Source organism: Natronorubrum marinum (assembly GCF_052040125.1).
In the GTDB taxonomy this organism is placed as follows: domain Archaea; phylum Halobacteriota; class Halobacteria; order Halobacteriales; family Natrialbaceae; genus Natronorubrum.
Genome location: NZ_JBPPFV010000002.1, coordinates 916464 through 935243, shown reverse-complemented (window position 1 = coordinate 935243; position 18780 = coordinate 916464). Strand labels below are relative to the sequence as shown.

At 61.8% G+C, this 18780-nt stretch carries 15 protein-coding genes; 7 read left to right on the top strand and 8 right to left on the bottom strand.

Features of this window, described 5'->3' with window-relative positions; translation table 11 throughout:
• Nucleotides 1–84 precede the first annotated feature (84 nt).
• Genes ACSFC5_RS14275 through ACSFC5_RS14245 form a run of 7 tightly spaced genes read left to right on the top strand, consistent with a single transcriptional unit; the run spans nt 85 to nt 8770 of the window.
• On the top strand, nt 85–3792 hold the full coding sequence (locus ACSFC5_RS14275; RefSeq protein ID WP_440765913.1) for a type II/IV secretion system ATPase subunit: 3708 nt from the start codon (nt 85–87) through the stop codon (nt 3790–3792).
• Complete coding sequence (locus ACSFC5_RS14270) at nt 3789–5855, top strand: type II secretion system F family protein (protein ID WP_440765912.1); 2067 nt, start codon at nt 3789–3791, stop codon at nt 5853–5855. The genes ACSFC5_RS14275 and ACSFC5_RS14270 overlap by 4 nt, the downstream gene beginning before the upstream one ends.
• Nucleotide 5856: 1 nt before the next feature.
• Complete coding sequence (locus ACSFC5_RS14265) at nt 5857–6363, top strand: DUF7287 family protein (RefSeq protein WP_440765911.1); 507 nt, start codon at nt 5857–5859, stop codon at nt 6361–6363.
• Between the two features lie 4 nt (nt 6364–6367).
• Complete coding sequence (locus ACSFC5_RS14260) at nt 6368–7015, top strand: DUF7288 family protein (RefSeq protein WP_440765910.1); 648 nt, start codon at nt 6368–6370, stop codon at nt 7013–7015.
• Complete coding sequence (locus ACSFC5_RS14255) at nt 7009–7521, top strand: DUF7261 family protein (protein WP_440765909.1); 513 nt, start codon at nt 7009–7011, stop codon at nt 7519–7521. Before ACSFC5_RS14260 ends, ACSFC5_RS14255 begins: the two co-directional genes overlap by 7 nt.
• Nucleotides 7518–8018, top strand: coding sequence for a DUF7266 family protein (locus tag ACSFC5_RS14250; protein WP_440765908.1), 501 nt, complete (start codon nt 7518–7520; stop codon nt 8016–8018). Before ACSFC5_RS14255 ends, ACSFC5_RS14250 begins: the two co-directional genes overlap by 4 nt.
• Entirely contained in the window at nt 8015–8770 is a 756-nt protein-coding gene (locus ACSFC5_RS14245; protein ID WP_440765907.1) for a DUF7289 family protein, read from the top strand. The genes ACSFC5_RS14250 and ACSFC5_RS14245 overlap by 4 nt, the downstream gene beginning before the upstream one ends.
• Nucleotides 8771–8807: 37 nt before the next feature.
• Here the strand turns inward: ACSFC5_RS14245 and ACSFC5_RS14240 are convergent, their stop codons facing one another.
• The 8 genes from ACSFC5_RS14240 to cheY form a co-directional block, all read right to left on the bottom strand.
• Complete coding sequence (locus tag ACSFC5_RS14240) at nt 8808–10115, bottom strand: hypothetical protein (RefSeq protein ID WP_440765906.1); 1308 nt, start codon at nt 10113–10115, stop codon at nt 8808–8810.
• 117 nt (nt 10116–10232) lie between these two features.
• Entirely contained in the window at nt 10233–11081 is an 849-nt protein-coding gene (locus ACSFC5_RS14235) for a CheR family methyltransferase (RefSeq protein ID WP_440765905.1), read from the bottom strand.
• Nucleotides 11078–11599, bottom strand: coding sequence for a chemotaxis protein CheD (locus tag ACSFC5_RS14230; protein ID WP_090304848.1), 522 nt, complete (start codon nt 11597–11599; stop codon nt 11078–11080). Before ACSFC5_RS14230 ends, ACSFC5_RS14235 begins: the two co-directional genes overlap by 4 nt.
• Nucleotides 11596–12855, bottom strand: coding sequence for a chemotaxis protein CheC (locus ACSFC5_RS14225; protein WP_440765904.1), 1260 nt, complete (start codon nt 12853–12855; stop codon nt 11596–11598). Before ACSFC5_RS14225 ends, ACSFC5_RS14230 begins: the two co-directional genes overlap by 4 nt.
• Entirely contained in the window at nt 12852–13457 is a 606-nt protein-coding gene (locus ACSFC5_RS14220; RefSeq protein WP_090304844.1) for a chemotaxis protein CheC, read from the bottom strand. Before ACSFC5_RS14220 ends, ACSFC5_RS14225 begins: the two co-directional genes overlap by 4 nt.
• Before the next feature lie 34 nt (nt 13458–13491).
• Entirely contained in the window at nt 13492–17130 is a 3639-nt protein-coding gene (locus tag ACSFC5_RS14215; protein WP_440765903.1) for a chemotaxis protein CheA, read from the bottom strand.
• The gene (gene cheB / locus ACSFC5_RS14210; protein WP_440765902.1) at nt 17123–18370 is read right to left on the bottom strand and encodes a chemotaxis-specific protein-glutamate methyltransferase CheB; all 1248 of its coding nucleotides are present in this window, start codon (nt 18368–18370) and stop codon (nt 17123–17125) included. Before cheB ends, ACSFC5_RS14215 begins: the two co-directional genes overlap by 8 nt.
• Nucleotides 18367–18729, bottom strand: a complete 363-nt coding sequence (gene cheY / locus ACSFC5_RS14205; RefSeq protein ID WP_440765901.1) for a chemotaxis protein CheY — start codon at nt 18727–18729, stop codon at nt 18367–18369. The genes cheB and cheY overlap by 4 nt, the downstream gene beginning before the upstream one ends.
• Between the last annotated feature and the right edge of the window lie 51 nt (nt 18730–18780).

Here is an 18780-nt window from a genome sequence, read left to right as displayed (position 1 = left end):
GGGAACGAAACCCTGTGCGCGGAGTTATCAGAAGTGGTAATGTGTGGATGAATTTTTTGAAGGGTAAGCGTTTGGGTGACGACAATGGCTATTGACGAGGCCGACCAGTCGGATGCCGGGGACTTTTCTGACGAGGGGGCATCCGACCCTGGGTCGGCGGACAACCGGTCTCACGCGTCGGGTGCGGGCTCTGACTCGAGTCCCGGCGCTCGCGTCGGCGAGTACACGTGGGAAGCGTTCATGAACGAGTACGGGTACGGCGACGAGATTTCGGCGCTGTATCCAGACGAACCGACGGGCGACGACCAACTGGGACTCGACACCGACGAATCGGCCCGGCACTCGGTCCCAACCGGGGACGACTGGGATCGGGTCGAGTTCGATCCCGCGACCTATCTCGGCTTTCACCCGGACGATCTCCGATCGACTCTGCTGCCAGTCGCCGGCGACAACGCTGACACACTTCAGGAGACGTTTCTCGACTACGTCGATCCGGAGACGACGCCAGTCACCAAAGACGTCTGGACGTGGGAGCACTACAAGTGGGAGTACTACTACGAAGACGACGGCACCCGGCCGCGGGACAGTGACGGCGAAATCGTTCGCCACGACAAAGAAGACGATCTCGGATTCGATCCCGATACCCTCGAGCAGCGACTCTTCGCCGGTGACGAAGTCGCGATGGAACTGGACGAACTCGTCGAGGAGCGGACCGTCAACATTCAGGACGATATCGAGGAAGACGAGTTCTTCTCGACGGCCGACGGCAACACCACCGTCTCGAACCGCTACGACCTCGAGAAGGCGGTTCCGATGGACAAGAAGACTCACTTCCGTGAGGTCGAGCGCTACTGGGTGAACAAACCCTACGCGTACGTGGTCATCTTCCATTCGGAGAAGGAAAACGAGAAGAAGTACTACATGATCGAGCCGTACCTGAACGAGATCGAGATCGAACTCCAGGAGTTCCTCTCGGGTAAACTCAGGACGGCGATCAAGTACTCCGACGATGGGATCAAGGAGAAAGCGACCGAAGACGGCCGACGGGTCGTCATCGAAGACGAGACGCGTCGCCTGCTGAAACGGTACGACCTCTTCGAGAAGACCTCCGGGAGTACACAGGAGGGCATCCTCGAGACGCTTCAGAACTTGCTCGACAACGGTGAGGGGGAGGCCGACGAGACGGAGTCGGGGCCGGCACGACTCGAGGGGATCGAGGTTCGCCCCGAGCCGGCCATTCTCGCGGACGATCCGGACACGTTAAACGAGTACCAAGTCGAGAAGCTGCTCTACCAGCTCAAGCGGAACTTCATCGGCTACGAGCGCATCGACGGAATCAAACACGACATCAACGTGGAGGACATCTCCGTCGACGGCTACAACTCGCCGGTCTTCGTCTACCACTCCGAGTACGAGCAGATCATCTCGAATATCTACCACGGCGAGGACGAACTCGACGACTTCGTCGTCAAACTCGCCCAACGGTCGGGGAAAGGGATCAGCAAACGGCTGCCGCAAGTCGACGCGACGCTGCCCGACGGCTCGCGTGCGCAGTTGACGCTGGGGAAGGAGGTCTCCGACCACGGGACCAACTACACCATCCGTCAGTTCAAGGACGTTCCGTTCACGCCGATCGACCTCATCAACTGGAACACGTTCAGTCTGGACGAGATGGCGTTCCTCTGGCTCTGCATCGAGAACCACAAGAGCCTGATCTTTGCCGGCGGTACCGCGTCCGGGAAGACTACCTCGCTGAACGCGGTCTCGCTGTTCATCCCGAGCAGCGCGAAAATCGTCTCCATCGAGGACACCCGCGAGGTCGAACTGCCGCAGCGAAACTGGATCGCGAGCGTCACTCGGCCATCGTTCGCCGACGACGAGCAGGGTGACGTCGACGAGTTCGACCTGCTGGAAGCCGCGCTGCGTCAGCGGCCCGACTACATCGTGATGGGAGAGATCCGTGGTGAGGAGGGTCGAACCCTCTTCCAGGTCATGTCGACCGGTCACACCACCTACACCACCTTCCACGCGGACTCCGTCGACGAGGTCCTCAAGCGATTCACGACGGACCCGATCAACGTCTCGAAGACGATGTTCACCGCGCTGGATCTGGTGTCGATCCAGACCCAGACTCGGGTCCAGGGCCGGAAGGTTCGGCGAAACAAATCCCTCACGGAGATCAACCACTACGAGGCCGAACACGACGAGATCAACGTCCAGGACGTCTACCAGTGGCAGGCCGAGACCGACGAGTACCTCAAGATGGGGGACTCGAACACCTTAGAGGAGATCCAGTTCGACCGCGGCTGGAGCAACGAGAAACTCGAGGAGGAACTGTTCAAACGCGAGGTTATCCTCGCCTACCTCATCAAAAACGGGCTGAACACGTACGCGGAGGTCGCGGCGACCGCCCAGGCGTTCATCAACGACCCGGACACGATCCTGACGCTCATCGCAAACGGCCAACTCGAGGACAGCCTCGAGGACCTCCGGGAGATGGAGAGCGTCCTGATCGACGTCGATCCCGAAAAGGAAGAGCTCGTTCCTCGCCCGGACGCGAGCGACGAGACGTACAACCTCTCGATGGACATCTTAGAGCGCGCCGAGGAGTCGCTGTTCGAGGAGTACCGCGGCAAGGTGCCGAGCGGACTCGCGAGTTCGCTCGGCGAGGTCGAGGAGGCTGACCCGATCGAGGTCGACCGTGCGGATGCCGACGAGTTCGAGTTCGCAGGCGAGGTCGACGAGACCATCGAGGACGACGAGTGGGAACTCGGGGATGGTTCGACCGGTTTCGGTACCGGATCGGACGAGGGAGACACCGAACCGGCGTGGCTCAGCGACGACACCGGCTTCGATATCGGATCGGACGACGGAAGCGCGAATGCCACCGGCGGGACGGCCGCCGAAGCGACGGCCGCTGGTTCCGACGTGAGTTCGTCCGCGAGTACCGGCGACCGGAGTACGGACACGGGTGGGCTCGGGACGGCTAGCCAAGCGCCGACCGAGACCGAATCGCCACCCACTGCGACGACCAGTACGGGGACCGAATCAGCGTCGGCCGCCCCACAGTCAGACGACGACACGACAGTCCTCCCCACCGACGACCCCGAAGACGGTGATATGGGCGGATTGTTCGACGATATGGATGAGACGATCGATCGGCTCGACGCCGGTGAGACATCGTCCTCCTCGGACGGATCCGTCTCGAAGGCGACTCCCGATACCTCGGATTTCGACTCGATGTTCCCCGAGGGCGATCTCGAGTCGATTTTCGATCCCGACGCATCCGAGGAAGCGGCAGGCGACTTCACCGACCAGATCGAGACCGGTGACGACGCCACAGCGGCGGAACCGGACGATGACTCGACGCCGGAGATGACCGACGACTCGGGGCCGGTACCGAAAGACGGCGAGAGCGTCGAGGCACCGACGATCGAACTGGACGTGCCGTCGGCGGACGAGACGGCGGAGAACGAATCCGACACGGCCGATACTGGAACCCGTGATGAATCTCGCGATGCATCCGACGAACCAGCGGCAAACTCCTCCGGCGAACCGGACGACGGAGACGCCGACCAATCGGACTCGATCTTCGGAAACGACGCCGATCCGATCTTTGCTGACGATGACGACGTACCGGGCGACGACGACGGATCGCTGTTCGACGACACCGGGCAGACCGAGACGGACGATTCGATCTTCAATGGCCCCGACGACACCGACGGGGACGAGAACGAGGACGACGGCGACGACGGATCGCTGTTCGACGATAGCGAGGAGACGGACTCATGAGCTTGCAAACCGGCGGCGGGGGCTCCGGCGGCGTGTCGGGTAGCTCCGATGCCCTGGGCGATACGTTTTATCCCCTGTACGACTGGCTGTTCAGCGAGGACAGCGAGTTCGTCACCGACGTCGAGACGAAACTCGCACAGGCCCGGATGACCGATACGGTCGAACTGTACCTCTCTCGAGCGCTCGGGATCGGCTTCATCAGCGGGCTGGCACTGTGGCTGCTCGGACTCCTCCTCGGATACACCCTCTTTGCCACCGGCCTCATCCAGGTCGACACCATCCTCGGGTTCCCGGTCAGCAGTGAACTGGTCCTCGAGATTATCGAACTGCTTCGGGTGCCGGCGCTCGTCTTCGTCACCGGACTCGTCTTCGGCTCGATCGGCTTCGCTCTCGGCTTTGGCTCGCTAGTCGCGATTCCGTACTCCCGCGCATCCGCACGCAAGCGCGAGATCAACATGCTGATGACCGATTCGGTCTCGTTCATGTACGCGCTGTCGGTCGGCGGACTCAACCAACTCGAGATCATCGAGGCGATGGCGGAGGCCGACGACACCTACGGCGAAGTCGCAAAGGAGTTCCAGAGCATCGTCAAGGAGACCGAGTACTTCGACGTCGACTATCGAACCGCGATTCGAACCCAAGCGCTCGAGACGCCGAGCGACGAACTGTCGCAGTTTCTGACCGACATGCTCTCGATCGTCAACAGCGGCGGTGACATGGAGAGCTTCCTCGAGGACAAAAAGGAAAAGCACATGCGAACCGCCAAACAGGAACAGGAGCTCACGCTCGAGACCCTCGAACTGTTCGGCGAAATGTACATGACGCTGTCGCTGTTCCCGCTGCTTTTGATCATCATCATGGTCGTCATGCAGATGATCCCGGACGCGGAGGTCTCGAACCAGATGCTGTATATGACCGTTTACGGCCTGATTCCGCTGACCGGGATCGGGTTTCTGGTGCTGGTTTCGACGGTCAAACACGACGAACCGGGTGACGGCTACCTCTCGATGGGCGGTAACGATCGACGTATCGAGACCTCGCGCGATCAGGGGCTGCTCAACCTCGGTCTCGTCGAGCAGTTCACGGGCGAACACAGCGTTTTCGACCGCATCAAGAACCGCGAGGGAACGTACGAGACGATGGAGGTCCTGCAGAAGCCACACATCTTCTTCCGGGACAATCCGCTGTTTACGCTCGCGTTGACGCTGCCGGCGTCGCTCGTGATCATCGCGACCGCCATGATGAACGGCTCGGCACCGCTCTCGTGGGAGCAACTCCTCGACAACCCCATCTGGGGGACGTTCCTCTACATCTACGTCCCGCTGTACATCATCGCGATCCCGCTTGCGGTCTTCCGCGAGTGGAACGTTCGCCACCGAAACGCCGTCGTCAGTCAGCTTTCCGAGGACCTGCGCAAACTCTCGAGTTCGAACGATACCGGGCTGACGCTGCTCGAGTCGCTCAAGGCCGTCTCCGACACGACGAGCGGCAAACTGGCCCGCGAGTTCGAGATGATGCACACGAAGGTCAACTACGGGACGAGCCTGAAAGACGCACTTCTGGAGTTCAACAACAAGTACCACATTCCCCGCCTCGCCCGGACGACGCGCCTGATCACCGAAGCGCAGGAAGCGTCGAACCAGATCTCGGACGTGCTCCGGACGGCCGCACGCGCCAGCGAGAATCACGACGATATCGAACGTGAACGCAAGTCCCGCACCCGAATGCAGGTCGTGATCATCATCATGACGTTCCTGACCGTCCTCGCGGTGATCGCAATCCTCAAAACGCAGTTCATCGATACGATGGCGGGGCTGGAGGCCGGTAGCGGGGATGCCGACGCCGCAGATGCTGGCGGTGGTGGTGAACTCGCGGATGCCGACCTGAGCGAGAACATTCAGGTCGATATGCTGGCGGTGTTGTTCTTCCACGCCGTCACGATGCAGGCGATCATCTCCGGATTCATCTGCGGCTACATCCGGGACGCCGACATCCTGAGCGGGTTAAAATACTCTGTGGGACTGGCGACGATCGCCCTGGTCGGCTGGACACTGGTGGCATAAGATGACTCGAGATCAACCTCGAAACGGACGAGACCGCCGCCCGCGGACGGTGTCGATATCACTGTGTGACCGCGGCCAGACCACGCAGGATTTCATCGTCGGGATCGGCGTCTTTATTCTCGCCGTCGCGTTCGTCTTCTCGTTTCTCCCGACGATGCTGACGCCGTTCGACTCGTCGACCAGCGGCGGGGAGACGGCACAGGCCGATCGGATTGCGGATCGGCTCGTCTACAATCTTTCGGTATCCGATACGCCGAACAACATTAGCTGGGACGAAATGACTGACGACGAGATGGTCGACGAGCTCGGTCTCCGAACGAACGCGGACGAGGACCCGATTGAACGAGTGAACGCGAGCCTTCAACCACTCAACGAAAGCACGACGGTCGAGGGATTCGGGCCTGTGTACGACAACCAGTCGGCGGCCAGTTCAGCTCGGATCGTAACGGTCGAGAACCGATCTGACGAATGTGATCCAGCGTGTCGACTCATCGTGCGGATCTGGTGATATCATGCGAGACAACACTACAACCGATCGTGGACAGGCCTACACTCTCGAGGGGTTCGTCAGCGCGATGATCGTCCTGATGGCAGTCCTGTTCGCGCTGCAGTCGGTCGTTATCACGCCAACGACCGGCGGGCTGGCGGATCGGACGGTCGAAGCGCAGATGCAACAGGAGACCCAGGATGCGTTGCTGATCGCCGCGACGGCAGACGAGGAGGAGAACAACCTGTCGAGGATGGTTCGCTACTGGGATATCGATAACGGTGAGTTTCAGGATGCGAATGACAGCGGTCAAGGATATTATCAACCGTCCAATGACTCAGCGTTCTACGACGAGTTCGTACTTGGTACCATCATGTTCGATCGGTTTACGAGCAGTGGCATGAGTTACAACATCGAACTCGTCGCCCAGAACGAAAGCGGCGAATTCGACGACGAAAACAGCACGTATCTCGTCTATCAGGGTGAATCGGAGGCTGTGACGGCAAGTTATACCGTCACGTTGTACGAAAGCGATACCCTGACTGCACCTGGTGAAGACGACGAACTTCGAGACGCCTATGAAGACGAAAACTATCCGATCCCGCCAGCACACGACAACGAAGGCGATTCTAAAGTCTACAACGTCGTGGAGGTTCGAATGTATATATGGTGAATGACAATTCGTTTACACAGCGACCCACTAATGATCAGCAGCCAGACGACACGCCGGACCGCGGTCAGGTAATCCTCGTCGGTGCCATCACGCTCGCGTTCATCATTCTCGGCGTCGTTGTCGTCTTCAACGGCGTTCTCTACACCGAGACGCTCTCGTCGGCCGATACGGGTCAGAGTGCGAGTACGGCAGAGAAAACTGAACTCGAGATTACGCAGGGGGTCAGCTGTTTAATCGTCGAAACCAACGACGAGGTTGGTCCCGGAGATCCAGATGCCCTGAACTCCACACTGGAAGATGAATTACAAGAGTTCAATGAGATGTATCAGAACGCGGCCGCAGAATCGAGTCCAACCGTAGTAAACATTAGTTTAGCGGAAACAGAAATCAGTCCCATTACTGACATACTGGAAACAGTGACTGTAATGATAACATACGACTCCAACGATATCAGCTATGAACAGGAGCGGACGATCCGCGCCAGCGACTGTCCGGCTGAATCATGATCGGAACCTACCACGAAACCGACCGCGGAATGTCGGTCGCACTCACGCACGTCCTAACCATTGCGATCACGACGATCCTCATCGCGATGCTGTTGATGGCCGGTAACGCGATGCTTGATTCGCAAACGGAGCGGTCGACCGAAACCTCGCTCGAGACCGTCGGTGAACGGCTCGCTGGCGAAATCGCCAACGTCGATCGGATTGCGACAGTCGAGGATGACGATGCGACCCTTGTCGCCGATCACCCGCGAACGATTTCGAACTCCCAATACACCGTCGAGTTACTCGAGGGCACGACTTGTGAGGTAGAGGCCCCACTGCTCGACGACTCGAACCCGTGCGTGAAATTGACCTCACACGGTGTCGACGTCACGGTGCACGTTCCGGTTGCAATCGATGACGACAGAATTGAGAGCGAAAGTTCGGTGACCGGTGGATCGATCGAGATCACGTACGATACTGACGACGGAATCACGCTCGCGGGTGGTGACCGGTGATGGATCGTCAAGGCGACTCGAGTCCGAACACGCGGTTCGACGACCGTGCGGTCTCCGAAGTGGTCGCGTTCGTGCTCGTCTTCGGTATGATCCTCGTCTCGGTCGGGCTGTTGTACACCGTCGGCTTTCAGGCGATGACCGACTATCAGGAGAACGAACAGCTCACAAATGCCGAGCGAGCGATGGATGCCCTCTCGGACAACTTCAACGACGTGTTGCGCTACAGCGGCGTCGATCAGCGCTACGGCGAGATTTCGATGCGCGAGGGAACGGTAACGACGAACGGTGACGGGACGGAAATTACTATTGGAACCGAGAACGACGTGCTTGGTGAGGAGTACGACGAGGTCGTACTGGGTGAGTTCAGGTACCACGACGGAGGCGACTCAGTCGCCTACGAAGGTGGTGGACTCGTCCGTGCAGACGACACCGGGAGTGTCGTTCTCAAGCAGCCACGAATTACTTGCAGGGAGGAGACGGCGATCATCTCACTGGTTAGTATCACCGGTGGAGACCACTCGATACAGAGCAGTGGGGGACTCGGCGTCACGATGAGCGTTCAGGATCGAAACTCCACGATCGTTTCGGATCCCGGCGAGGTTACAATCACTCACGATTCGACGTACGACACCGCGTGGGACTCGGCACTCGGTAGTAACGGCTGGGACTGGGACGACGGTGCTGATGAGGGGACGTGCGATGATATCGATCGACTCGTCGTGACGATCGTTGAAGCCGAAATTGCGTTCTGATCTCGGCGTCGTCGTTCCGACGCTTCTCGAGCAACTCTCACTCCTCCCAGTCCCCGGTCAACATCGCCCGCAACCCGGCTCGAGCAACCAGCCCGTCGACGCGCGCGGCGCGCTCATCCGTGTCGCCGGCGGTCTCGAGGTAGAGCCCGTTCGACAACTGCTGTGGCTCGGACATGGGCGTTCCGTCGGGATGAGTCGCCGACTCGTGCAGGACGGCGCGCTCGTCCTCATCGTCGTCGGGATGCCAGGGAACGGTGACACCCGAGAGTCCGCGCTCGAAGAGGTACTCCGCGGTGGCGACGAGCGCTTGGTCTGCACTCGAGTGACCGATCGCGCCGACCGAGCCGCGGTCGTTGAAGAACCGAACGACGTACTCGCCCTCCCCTTCGGGCTCGGCTCCGTTGTCCGTCTCATCGGACGGGTTCGCCGCATCCGAGTCGACGGCGTCCGACCCCGCGCTGGCTCCGGCGTCGGCTACGGAGTCGGACTCGGTCGCATCTGCTGCACTCGAGTCCGTCCCGTCGGTCCGTGCCTTGTCGGCTTTCCCAGATGACGTCGACTCGTCGGTCCGTTCACGCTGTATGTAGCCCTCACCCAGCGACGGTGAGCGTTCGCTGCTCGCCCCGTCCCTCTTGGTGTCAGAAGCCGATGGATCGGAGAACTCGACTGAAACGTCGTCGCTACCGGCGGACTCGAGTTCCGCGACGGTACCACCGGCTGTATCGTCGGCGAACGAGGCGACGAGTCGCTCGAGAAAGCGATCGGCCGCGGATTCGAACTCGCTCGCGTAGGCGTCGCCCTGTTCGGTAGCGTCGGTCAACTCGTCGACGATCGCGTCGACAAGCTCCGGTCGTTCGATGGCGAGTTGGCGAGCGACGAACTCGCGCGAGTGCCGTTCGAGCGACCGGCCCGCGGCATCGCGCGTGTAGTGGGCGACGGCCGATTCGTGATCGGGGAGAGCAGAGCGCCGACAGGCCAGTCGCTCCACGTCGGTCGTCCCCGCGAGCAGGAGGTAGTCGCGGCCGTCGGTGTAGATCGCGCGGTCGATCCCCGTCCACGCCATCGTCTCGAGCAAGGCGACGGCGCGAGACTTCTCGAGCGAGTCGCCAAAGGGGTCGACGGCGACGAGCAGCGCGGGCACGCCGTCGACCGAACAGACGTACTCGAGACGGGTCCCATCGACGACCGTATCGGTCAGACAGTCGTCGGCGTGGACGTCCCAGCCCAGCGTCTCGAGGAGGGGGTCGACGAGCCAGGTACGCGTGTCCCGGCGCGTCGACGGCGGGGTGGCGTCGACGAGCGCCCGGGAGCGGGTGACGTACGCGTCGAGATCGAGTACACTCATCTACGGAGGTATTCGGCGTACCGGTATGTAAGCATCCGTGTGTCTTTCAGCGGCCGGAACGCCACCCAACAGGAGCGGTCGAAACGCGGTCGAGTCGGTCGGTGCTGGTGTCGACAGTCACGTATTAGACTGCGATTGCTCCCCCGAGAGCCGGTTCGTCTCCAGGGGCTCTCGGTGGTAGATTCGAAGTCGGGCGTCGCGGACCGAAAAGGCGGATTTCAGCGTCGGCGGGATCGTCTCCGCCTTGCCGATGACGAGGTAGCCGTCCTCACGAAGCGATCTGGCGATCGTTCGGAGCATCGGCTCTTTGTACTCGTTGTCGATGTAGATGAACAGGTTCCGACAGATGACGAGATCGAACCCCGTCTTCGGATCGTCGTTGATCAAATCGTGACGCTCGAAGGTGACGGTCCGTTGGACGTCGTCTGCGATCCGATAGGTGCGGTCGTCTCGCTCGACGTAGTCGGTGTAGTCGTCGAGAAACGAGAGTTGATCGTCGAAATCGACGGTTCGGGACTCCTCGTAGACCCCCTTTCGCGCCGTCTCGAGTGCGGGTTCGCTGATGTCGGTGCCGAGGACCCGGAGGGATGATTCGTCGATGTCGGGGTCGTCGTGTGCGAGCATCGAGACGGAGTAGGGTTCGCGACCGTCGGCACAGGCCGCACTCCAGACGCGGACCGTCTCGTTGGATGCGGTAAGCGACCGGAGAACCTCGCGGATCCCGGCCCAGACGTCCGGGTTTCGGAAGAAACCGGTGACGTTGATGCTCATCGCCTCGAGCAGGGCCTGCTGTTCGTCGGCATCGGCTCGCAGCAATTCGAGGTAGTCGGCGTAGGTGTCGCTTCGAGTCCGACGCATGCGCGAGGAGACGCGCCGGTCGAGGTAGCTGTCGTTGTAGTGGCTCGTCGCGAACGCCAGTTCGTCCTCGACGAACGTGAGGAGGGCGTCGAACGCGTCGTCGGTCACAGTTCCGTCACTCCGTTCTCGGCGCGTTCGTCGGCCGTCTTGACGACGAGGGAGCCCGTACCGGGGGTGAACTCGACGGTTCGACCGTACTCGCCACCGACGTCTTCGGCGACCAGGGGAACGCCGAGTTTCTCGAGTTCTGCTTTCGCGGCGACGATGTTTCGCTGCCCGACGCCGTCGCCGAAGCTCTCGAACTCGAACATATCGCTGCCACCGGCGATCTTCGATTCGACGGTGGTGTAGCTGGCACCCTGCTCGACCATCCGCCGCAACAGCGCACGGATCGCCGTATCGGCGTACTTGCCGGGTTTTCGGTCGCTGTTGTCGGCGGCGTCGCCGTCCGGCAGCATAACGTGGGCCAGCCCGCCGATGTCGCTCTCCGGATCGTACAGCGCGATCGCAAGACACGAGCCCAGCCCGTAGGATTTCAGTGTATCGTCGCCCTCGCTGACGACCAGTTCGGAGATGCCGACCTGGACCGGCGTTGGCGCGCCCGGTTCGGATCCGTACGTCTTCATGAGTTCTCGAGTTCCTGGAATTCCGCCGTCGTCGGCGTCTCTTCGATCCGATCGACGTCGAGGTTGTTCAGCGCGCGTTCGAGGTCGTTTTCGTCGGGAATCGCGTACACCTCACAGTCGAACTCTCGACCGTCGGCCATCACGACCGTGTCGAAAACGAACGCGAACTCCTGATTCTCGCCGAGCTGGATGATCACGGGGTCGACCGCTGCGGCACCCATGTCGTGAATGAATTCCGGCGTCGAGTGGTCGATCGTCGTATCGAGAACGTTCGCCCAGCCGTCCAAGAAGCCACTCGCCATGATGTTGCCCAGTTCCTTGATCGCGCTCGTCCCCATCTCGCCGAAGCCGTCTTCGTCGACCTCCATGGGAACCATCGCGTCGACGATCTCGTGGGCCGACTCCTCGTCGAACAGGAAGAGCAGATAGCCGCTCGGCATCCCGTCGAACTCGAAGGCGACGCCGACGAGCGTTTCGTCGGCCACCTGCTCGGGGATCGCCTCGAGCGAGACGAAGTTCAGCCGACGAATCTCGACGCTGGTGTCGATGCCCGTCAGCGTCGTGGCCGTCTTGGCGACCTCTTCGGCGCCGCGTTCGGCCATCCGGTCGAAGCCGTCGAGTTTGTCGTACTCGATGCCGCCGCTGGTCCGCAGGCGATCGAGGAGCGCAGCCATGGACTCTCGCTTCGGGAAGAGGTAGTGGCTGAAGCCGACTTCGGTGCCAACGGTCTCGATGCTGCTCTGGAAGAGCAAGGCAAGATCGTCCTCGTCGGGCGTCTCGTCGACGTCGCCGAAGAAGGGCTCGGCCGTGACGCCCTCGACGAACTCGGGCGTCGAGACGTCGATGACGGTCTCTAAGACGTCGGCCCAGCCGTCGATGAACCCGCTGTTCATGATGTGACCGACTTCGGTTACAGCGCTCTGTGTCATCTCGTCGAACTCGCCAGCGTCGACGTCGATATCGGTCTCCGAGTCGGACTCCGCGAGCAGCGTTTCGACGATCCGAAGCGCGTTCTCGCGCTCGAAGACAACCATCGAGTAGCCCTCGATGGCGCCGGTGAGTTTGACGCGGACGGCGACTTTCTCGCTTGCGTCCTCGAAATCGCGGCGAATCTCGCGCCCGCGCATGAAGTTGAGTTTCGTGACGCCGACCTGCGTCTCGACCTCCGTCATGTGGGTCAGTCGACCCGCGGCTAACCCGGCACCTTCCCGGGCCATTCGATAGAACGTTCCAAGTGCGTTGACGTCGAGTTTCATGCGGGTTGGACTTCGATGCCGTTGACCATTTCGACGAACTCCTCGAGGTCGGGGAACGCGTAGATTTCGGCCTCGATCTGGTAGCTCGGAACGGTCAGATCCGAGTCGAAGAACAGTGCGAGATCGTCACCGCCGAGCCCGGCCGTCCGGGTGACGATATCTCCCGTGGGTGCGTAGACGAGCTGTGGGGCCGCAATATCGATCGCGCGCCCGAGAACGTCCGCCCAGCCGTCGATGAAGCCACTCGCCATCATGTTCCCCATCTCCTCGACGGCGCTGCGGGCCATCTTGCCCGAAACGTCGCCCATATCGTCGACGACGTCGCGCAGCATGATCGCCGTGATCTTCTTCGCGCTCGCCTCGGGGAAGAGGATGAGGATGTGCCCGTGCGGTGGGTCGAGCAGTCGAACGCGAACGCCGACGCGCTTGCCGGCATCGAGCTGTGACTCGATGTCGTCGACGTCGACGAAGTTCGTCTTCGTGACCTCCATCTGGGCGTTCTCACCGGTCAGTTTACTCATGTTGTCGGCGACGCCGTTCGTCCCGACCTTTGCCATTTCGTTAATGAAACTTAGCTTTCGAATGTCAACCATTAGCGTCATTGGTTCCTCCGTGAGTGTGGGTATTCGTTCATTATCATAGTGTCGTCACGTCAAGGATATTGACTACTTCCCCCCGTCCCCGTACCGTCGCTCCGCTGAGCCCCGGAATATCGCTCATGAACCCTTCGAAGGGTTTGACGACGACCTCCTGTTGGCCGTGGACGTGATCGCAGTGGAGCGCGACCGGCCGAACGTCGTTGCGAATGCGGACGAGCATGCCGTCCCCGTTCGCACCGGCTCGAGGCGTCTCGAGGGTCTCGTCGAGACGAACGACGGGATACTCGTCGGTACCGTCAGCCAGGACGGGCTCGCCATCGACCGTCTTCAGTCGGTCTGCGGGTTCGATGTCCAGGACGGTTTTCGTCGGGACGCCGAACTCTTCGCCGCCGCACTCGACGAACAGGATGTCGTCGATCGCGACCGACACGGGAAGCGTCATCGTGACGGTCGTCCCCTCGCCGGCCACGCTGTCGATTGTGACGGTTCCGTCGAGGTCTTCGATCGTTCGTTTGACGACGTCCATCCCGACGCCGCGGCCGCTGACGTCCGTCACCTCGTCGGCCGTGGAGAGCCCGGGATGGAAGATGAGTTCGTAGACCTCTTGATCCGGCAGTTCGGCGGCTTCGTCCTCGGTGAGGATCTCGGCCTCGACGGCCTCCGAGCGGAGGCGGTCGGGATCGAGCCCGCTGCCGTCGTCTTCGACGGTGATCGTCACGCGGTCGCGCGAGCGATTGGCGCGGACCTCGACGCCCCCGTCATGGGGCTTGTCCGCGGCCTCGCGCTCTTCGGGCGGTTCGATACCGTGATCGACGGCGTTGCGAACCAGGTGGATCAGTGGATCGCCGATTCGATCGAGAATACTTCGGTCGAGTTCGACGTCCTCGCCGGAGATGTCGAATTCGACCGCCTTGTCCTGATCGCGTGCGATGTCGCGGACGACCCGCGGCAAGCGGTTCGTCACCGTCTGTAACGGGACGAGTCGGACGTCCATCACGGTCTCTTGCAGTTCCGTCGTCAGATCCTCTAAGTCGTCGAGTTCCGTCTCGAGTGCCCCGGTGTCCTCGCTTTCGGTTACCGCGTGCCGGAGCCGAACCCGACTCGTGACCAGCCCTTCGACGAGCGTGAGCAGCGAGTCGATCTGTTCGACGTCGACGCGGACGGACTGAATTTCGTCGGTCTGCTCGTCGGCGTCGGGTCGCTCGTCCGTCTCCGGAATCGAGATGTCCGGCACCTCGAGCGTCGGTTCGTCGACCCGACGGACGACGTCCTCGTCCGCGTCGCCGCCAGTCTCGGCAGCAGCGTCGTCGAACGAGGCGTCCGTCGTCTCGCTCTCCGACGAACTCGAGGCTGTCGGATCGAATTCGTCGTCGCTGCCGAACGTGTCGTCGTCCGATGTCGCCGAGACGTCACCGAACGCGTCACCGTCGTCCGCATCGGCGAAGGCGGTGTCGTCCCCGAAGGCGTCGTCGGCGAACGAATCGTCGGCGAACAGATCGCCGTCCAACTCGTCGCCGAAGGCGTCGTCGGCGAACGGATCTTCGTCGTCTACGTCCGAGTCATCGTCGTCGGCGAACGGATCCGCGTCGGAGCCGTTGTCGAACGACATCGTCGAGTCGAACTCGTCCTCGAGAGCGGTCCCGAACTCGGTCTCGTCGTCCGGTTCGGCTGTTGCGTCCGCGTCGTCGAGTCCGTCCGCAGCGTCGGCGGCGATTGCCTCGCCGTCGTCCGCTGTACCGATCGGTTCTTCATCGCCCGCCTCGACCGACTCGGAGACGCCGTCAGCGGCGGCCGCCGATACGGAACCATCGTCGTCGGCTGCGTCAGTTGCGTCGGCTGCGTCAGTTGCATCGACTGCGTCGGTTGCTTCCGACTCCGACAGCGGTGAGTCGGTTTCGGTAGTCACGTCGGATTCGCTCTCGTCCCCCTCGTCAAACGCGGCGTCCGATTCGGAGCCGACAGCGGTCTCGGATCCGATTTCCGGTTCGGATTCAGCATCCGCCTCGAGTCTCTCGTCTGTGGATTCAGCGTCCGGATCGGCTTCAATATCCGGCTCGGAGTCCGCACCGATGTCGGATTCGACTTCGATCTCCGATTCAGCGTCGGTATCCGGCTCGAGTTCGGTGTCCCCCTCGGGTTCGTCGTCCGTAGAGTCAGGATCGAGGGGTTCGGCGGCGGCATCCGCCTCGAGACCGGCTGCCGGTTCGGCTTCGACTGGTGGTTCCGAAGCTGTTGGCTCCGAATCCGCGGGCTCTGAATCCGGTGTCGACCCGTCGTCGACCGCGATATCGCCGTCGTCGGAACCGAGACCCGTTTCGCTCTCGAGGTCGGTTTCCGTCGCCTCGTCTGTTGGCGACGAATCGGCCTCGTCACCCGACTCGACCAGCATGTCGTCGATGGCCGCCTCGGTCGGCTCCTCGTCGTCGAGGAACGAGGTGTCGTCGATGTCGACCTCGTCGCCGATGAGTTCGTCCATCCCGACCTCGTCGTCGTCGTCGAACTCGTCGAACTCGAGTTCGTCGAGTTCGTCCTGCAGTTCGTCGAAGCCGACCATCTCGACCTCGTTTTTGAGTTCGTTGAAGACGGCGTTTGCGTCGTCGACGTCCTCCTCGTCGTCCGTGGGTGTGGCCGACTCCTCGACTTCGGAGCCTGCATCCGCCTCTGCGTCGGCATCGACGGCCGACTCGGCGGCTGGCTCGTCGTCGAGGGCCATGTCGTCCTCCTTGAGGAGGTCGTCGAACGTTCCGGCGTCGCCCATTTCGTCGAACGCGTCGAGTTCGTCGTCGCCGACGTCCTCGACCATCTCGTCTAAGTCGTCGAACTCGTCGAACTCGTCGAGGAGTTCGTCGACCTCGAGATCCTGAGCCTCCTCCGAGGAGATCGCGTCACCCGGCTGGGCCGCCGGTGCGTCGCCGCCGGACTCCGCGTCGCCCTCGCTCGCCGCGGCGGCGACGCGTTCGAACTGCTCGGTCACGTTGACGAGTTCGAAATCGGCGACCTCTTCGACCGGCTCGAGACCCGACGTAATCGCGGTCTCGCCGACGGCGCTGCCGAAGACGGCATCGAACTGTCCGCCGTACGCGTCGGCTTCGATCTCCGCTCGCGGTGGCTCGGTGCCGATGAGATCGAACGCGTCGATCAGCGCGTCGACGACGAGTTCGCCGTTGTTGACGCCCTCGCGGTCCGCGATATCGAGTCGGACCAGGTACGCGTTGTGTTCGTCGTCCGCCGGCGGCTCGAACCGTTCGAGGACGGATTCGATTTCGCTGGCGGTCGGAACGTCGATGCCGGCCGCGTCGGCATCGTCGTCGAGGTGCTCGCGGAGCGCCTCGATCGTCGCCGTCGGGTCGGTACCGATCTCGCCGTCGACCGACACCTCGTCGATCATCGTCTCGAGTTCGTCGACGCCGTCGAAGATGACGTCCATCAGTTCGGGCGTCACCTCGAGTTCGTCCTGGCGGACGGCGTCGAGGAGGTCCTCGATCGCGTGTGCGAGATCGCTCGCTGACTCGAGTCCCATCGCGCCACAGTTGCCCTTGAGCGTGTGTGCGACCCGGAAGATGTTCTCCATCGCGTCGTCGTCGGTCGGATCACGCTCGAGCGTGAGCAACGCGTTGTTCAGTTCCGTAATTCGTTCTTCGCTCTCCTGAACGAAGTCGGTTAGATAGTCACTCATCGGTCTCACCGTCCGTGTCGAACGCGTCGACGATCGTCTCGACGAGTTCGGTTGCGGGCGTAATATCGTCGACACAGCCCGTCTGAATCGCCTGACAGGGGATGCCAAAGACCGGACTCGTCGCTTCGTCCTGTGCGATGGTGTGCCCGCCAGCGGTCTTGATCGCCTCGATTCCCGCAGCTCCGTCACGGCCCATCCCGGTCAGCACGACGCCACAGAGCGGGTCGACGGCCGAAACGGCCGTCGACTGCATCGTCACGTCGATTGCCGGCCGCACGCCGTGGATCCGCTCGCCCTCGTCGAGTCGAACGCGAAGGCGGCCGCCGACGTTGTTCGCAACCTCGAGGTGGGCGTCGCCGGGAGCGACCGCCGCTTCGCCGGCGCGAACCAGTTCGCCGTCACTCGCTTCGCGAACGTCGTACTCGCTGAGCCGATCGAGCCGCTCGGCGAACCGTTCGGTAAAGCCCTCGGGCATGTGCTGGACGACCAGCACTTTCGCGCCGAGATCGGCCGGAAGCCGTTCGAACAGGCCCTCGACGATCTTCGGGCCACCGGTCGAAGCCCCGATGACGACGGTCGGATCGTCCACGTGATCGCCCTCGAGTTCAACTGGTCCCGGATCGTCGTCGAGTTCGCTCTTGCTGCCGGCTCCGGAGTCCGGGCTGAACGCCCGTTGGGCGTCGGGGCCGGTCGGTCGATTCGTCGTCGATCCGCCACTGACCTCGAGTCCGCCTCGCGGGTCGGCTCCGGCCCCGGCGACTGCCCGTCCCGTGGCCACGTCGCGGTTCACTCGGTTCGACCGCGTCGCGTACGCGGACGCGGAAGCACGAGCGAGTGCGATCGAGGAGACGTTCGCGTTCGCGAGTTCGTCGACTTTCGCGACGACCTCGCTACTGAGGTCGGCCAGCGTTCGCCCGTCCGAGCCGTCGGGTTTGTGGAGGAAATCGATCGCGCCGCGCTCGAGGGCGTCGAGCGTCGTCTCCGTTCCCTGCTCAGTGTGAACGCTCAGCATGAGAATCAGCGTCGGGTTCGTCGCCATAATTCGCTCGACGGCGGCGATACCGCCTAGTTCGGGCATTTCGACGTCCATCGTGACGATATCCGGATCGTACGCGGCGGCCGTTTCGATCGCTTCCGACCCGTCCGTCGCGGTCTCGACATCGTAGCCAGCCTCCGTGAGTGCGTTGTCGACGACTGTCCGCATGAACTGAGAGTCGTCGACAACGAGTACTCGCGTCATGCAGTCGCGACGTCTGTGAGAGCCTTTCTGACGCTGGGTTCTTCGAACGGTTTCGTCACGTAGCCGTCCGCACCAGCTTTCACGGCAAGTTTCATTTTCTCACGCTGCCCGACGCTCGTACACATGATGACTCGGGCGTCCGGATCGATCTTCTTGATCGCCGCGGTCGCCTTGATGCCGTTGCATTTGGGCATCACGATGTCCATCATCACGATATCGGGTTCGTGTTCTTTGTACAGTTTGACTGCTTCGGCGCCGTTGGACGCTTCTCCGAGAATGCGGTAATCCTGTTCCAAAATTTGGCGCAGTAGATTCCGCATAAAATGAGAATCGTCCACGATGAGCACCCCTGTCGACATTCAGTAGTACACCAAACGCTGATAGAAATACAACTACCATAAATGCTGTCT

Bases quoted from the DNA above. Each gene is read 5' to 3' on its own strand.
- ACSFC5_RS14275 (WP_440765913.1), top strand. From the start codon at position 85: ATGGCTATTGACGAGGCCGACCAGTCGGATGCCGGGGACTTTTCTGAC.
- ACSFC5_RS14270 (WP_440765912.1), top strand. From the start codon at position 3,789: ATGAGCTTGCAAACCGGCGGCGGGGGCTCCGGCGGCGTGTCGGGTAGC.
- ACSFC5_RS14265 (WP_440765911.1), top strand. From the start codon at position 5,857: ATGACTCGAGATCAACCTCGAAACGGACGAGACCGCCGCCCGCGGACG.
- ACSFC5_RS14260 (WP_440765910.1), top strand. From the start codon at position 6,368: ATGCGAGACAACACTACAACCGATCGTGGACAGGCCTACACTCTCGAG.
- ACSFC5_RS14255 (WP_440765909.1), top strand. From the start codon at position 7,009: ATGGTGAATGACAATTCGTTTACACAGCGACCCACTAATGATCAGCAG.
- ACSFC5_RS14250 (WP_440765908.1), top strand. From the start codon at position 7,518: ATGATCGGAACCTACCACGAAACCGACCGCGGAATGTCGGTCGCACTC.
- ACSFC5_RS14240 (WP_440765906.1), bottom strand. From the start codon at position 10,115: ATGAGTGTACTCGATCTCGACGCGTACGTCACCCGCTCCCGGGCGCTC.
- ACSFC5_RS14230 (WP_090304848.1), bottom strand. From the start codon at position 11,599: ATGAAGACGTACGGATCCGAACCGGGCGCGCCAACGCCGGTCCAGGTC.
- ACSFC5_RS14225 (WP_440765904.1), bottom strand. From the start codon at position 12,855: ATGAAACTCGACGTCAACGCACTTGGAACGTTCTATCGAATGGCCCGG.
- ACSFC5_RS14220 (WP_090304844.1), bottom strand. From the start codon at position 13,457: ATGACGCTAATGGTTGACATTCGAAAGCTAAGTTTCATTAACGAAATG.
- ACSFC5_RS14215 (WP_440765903.1), bottom strand. From the start codon at position 17,130: ATGAGTGACTATCTAACCGACTTCGTTCAGGAGAGCGAAGAACGAATT.
- cheB (WP_440765902.1), bottom strand. From the start codon at position 18,370: ATGACGCGAGTACTCGTTGTCGACGACTCTCAGTTCATGCGGACAGTC.
- cheY (WP_440765901.1), bottom strand. From the start codon at position 18,729: ATGTCGACAGGGGTGCTCATCGTGGACGATTCTCATTTTATGCGGAAT.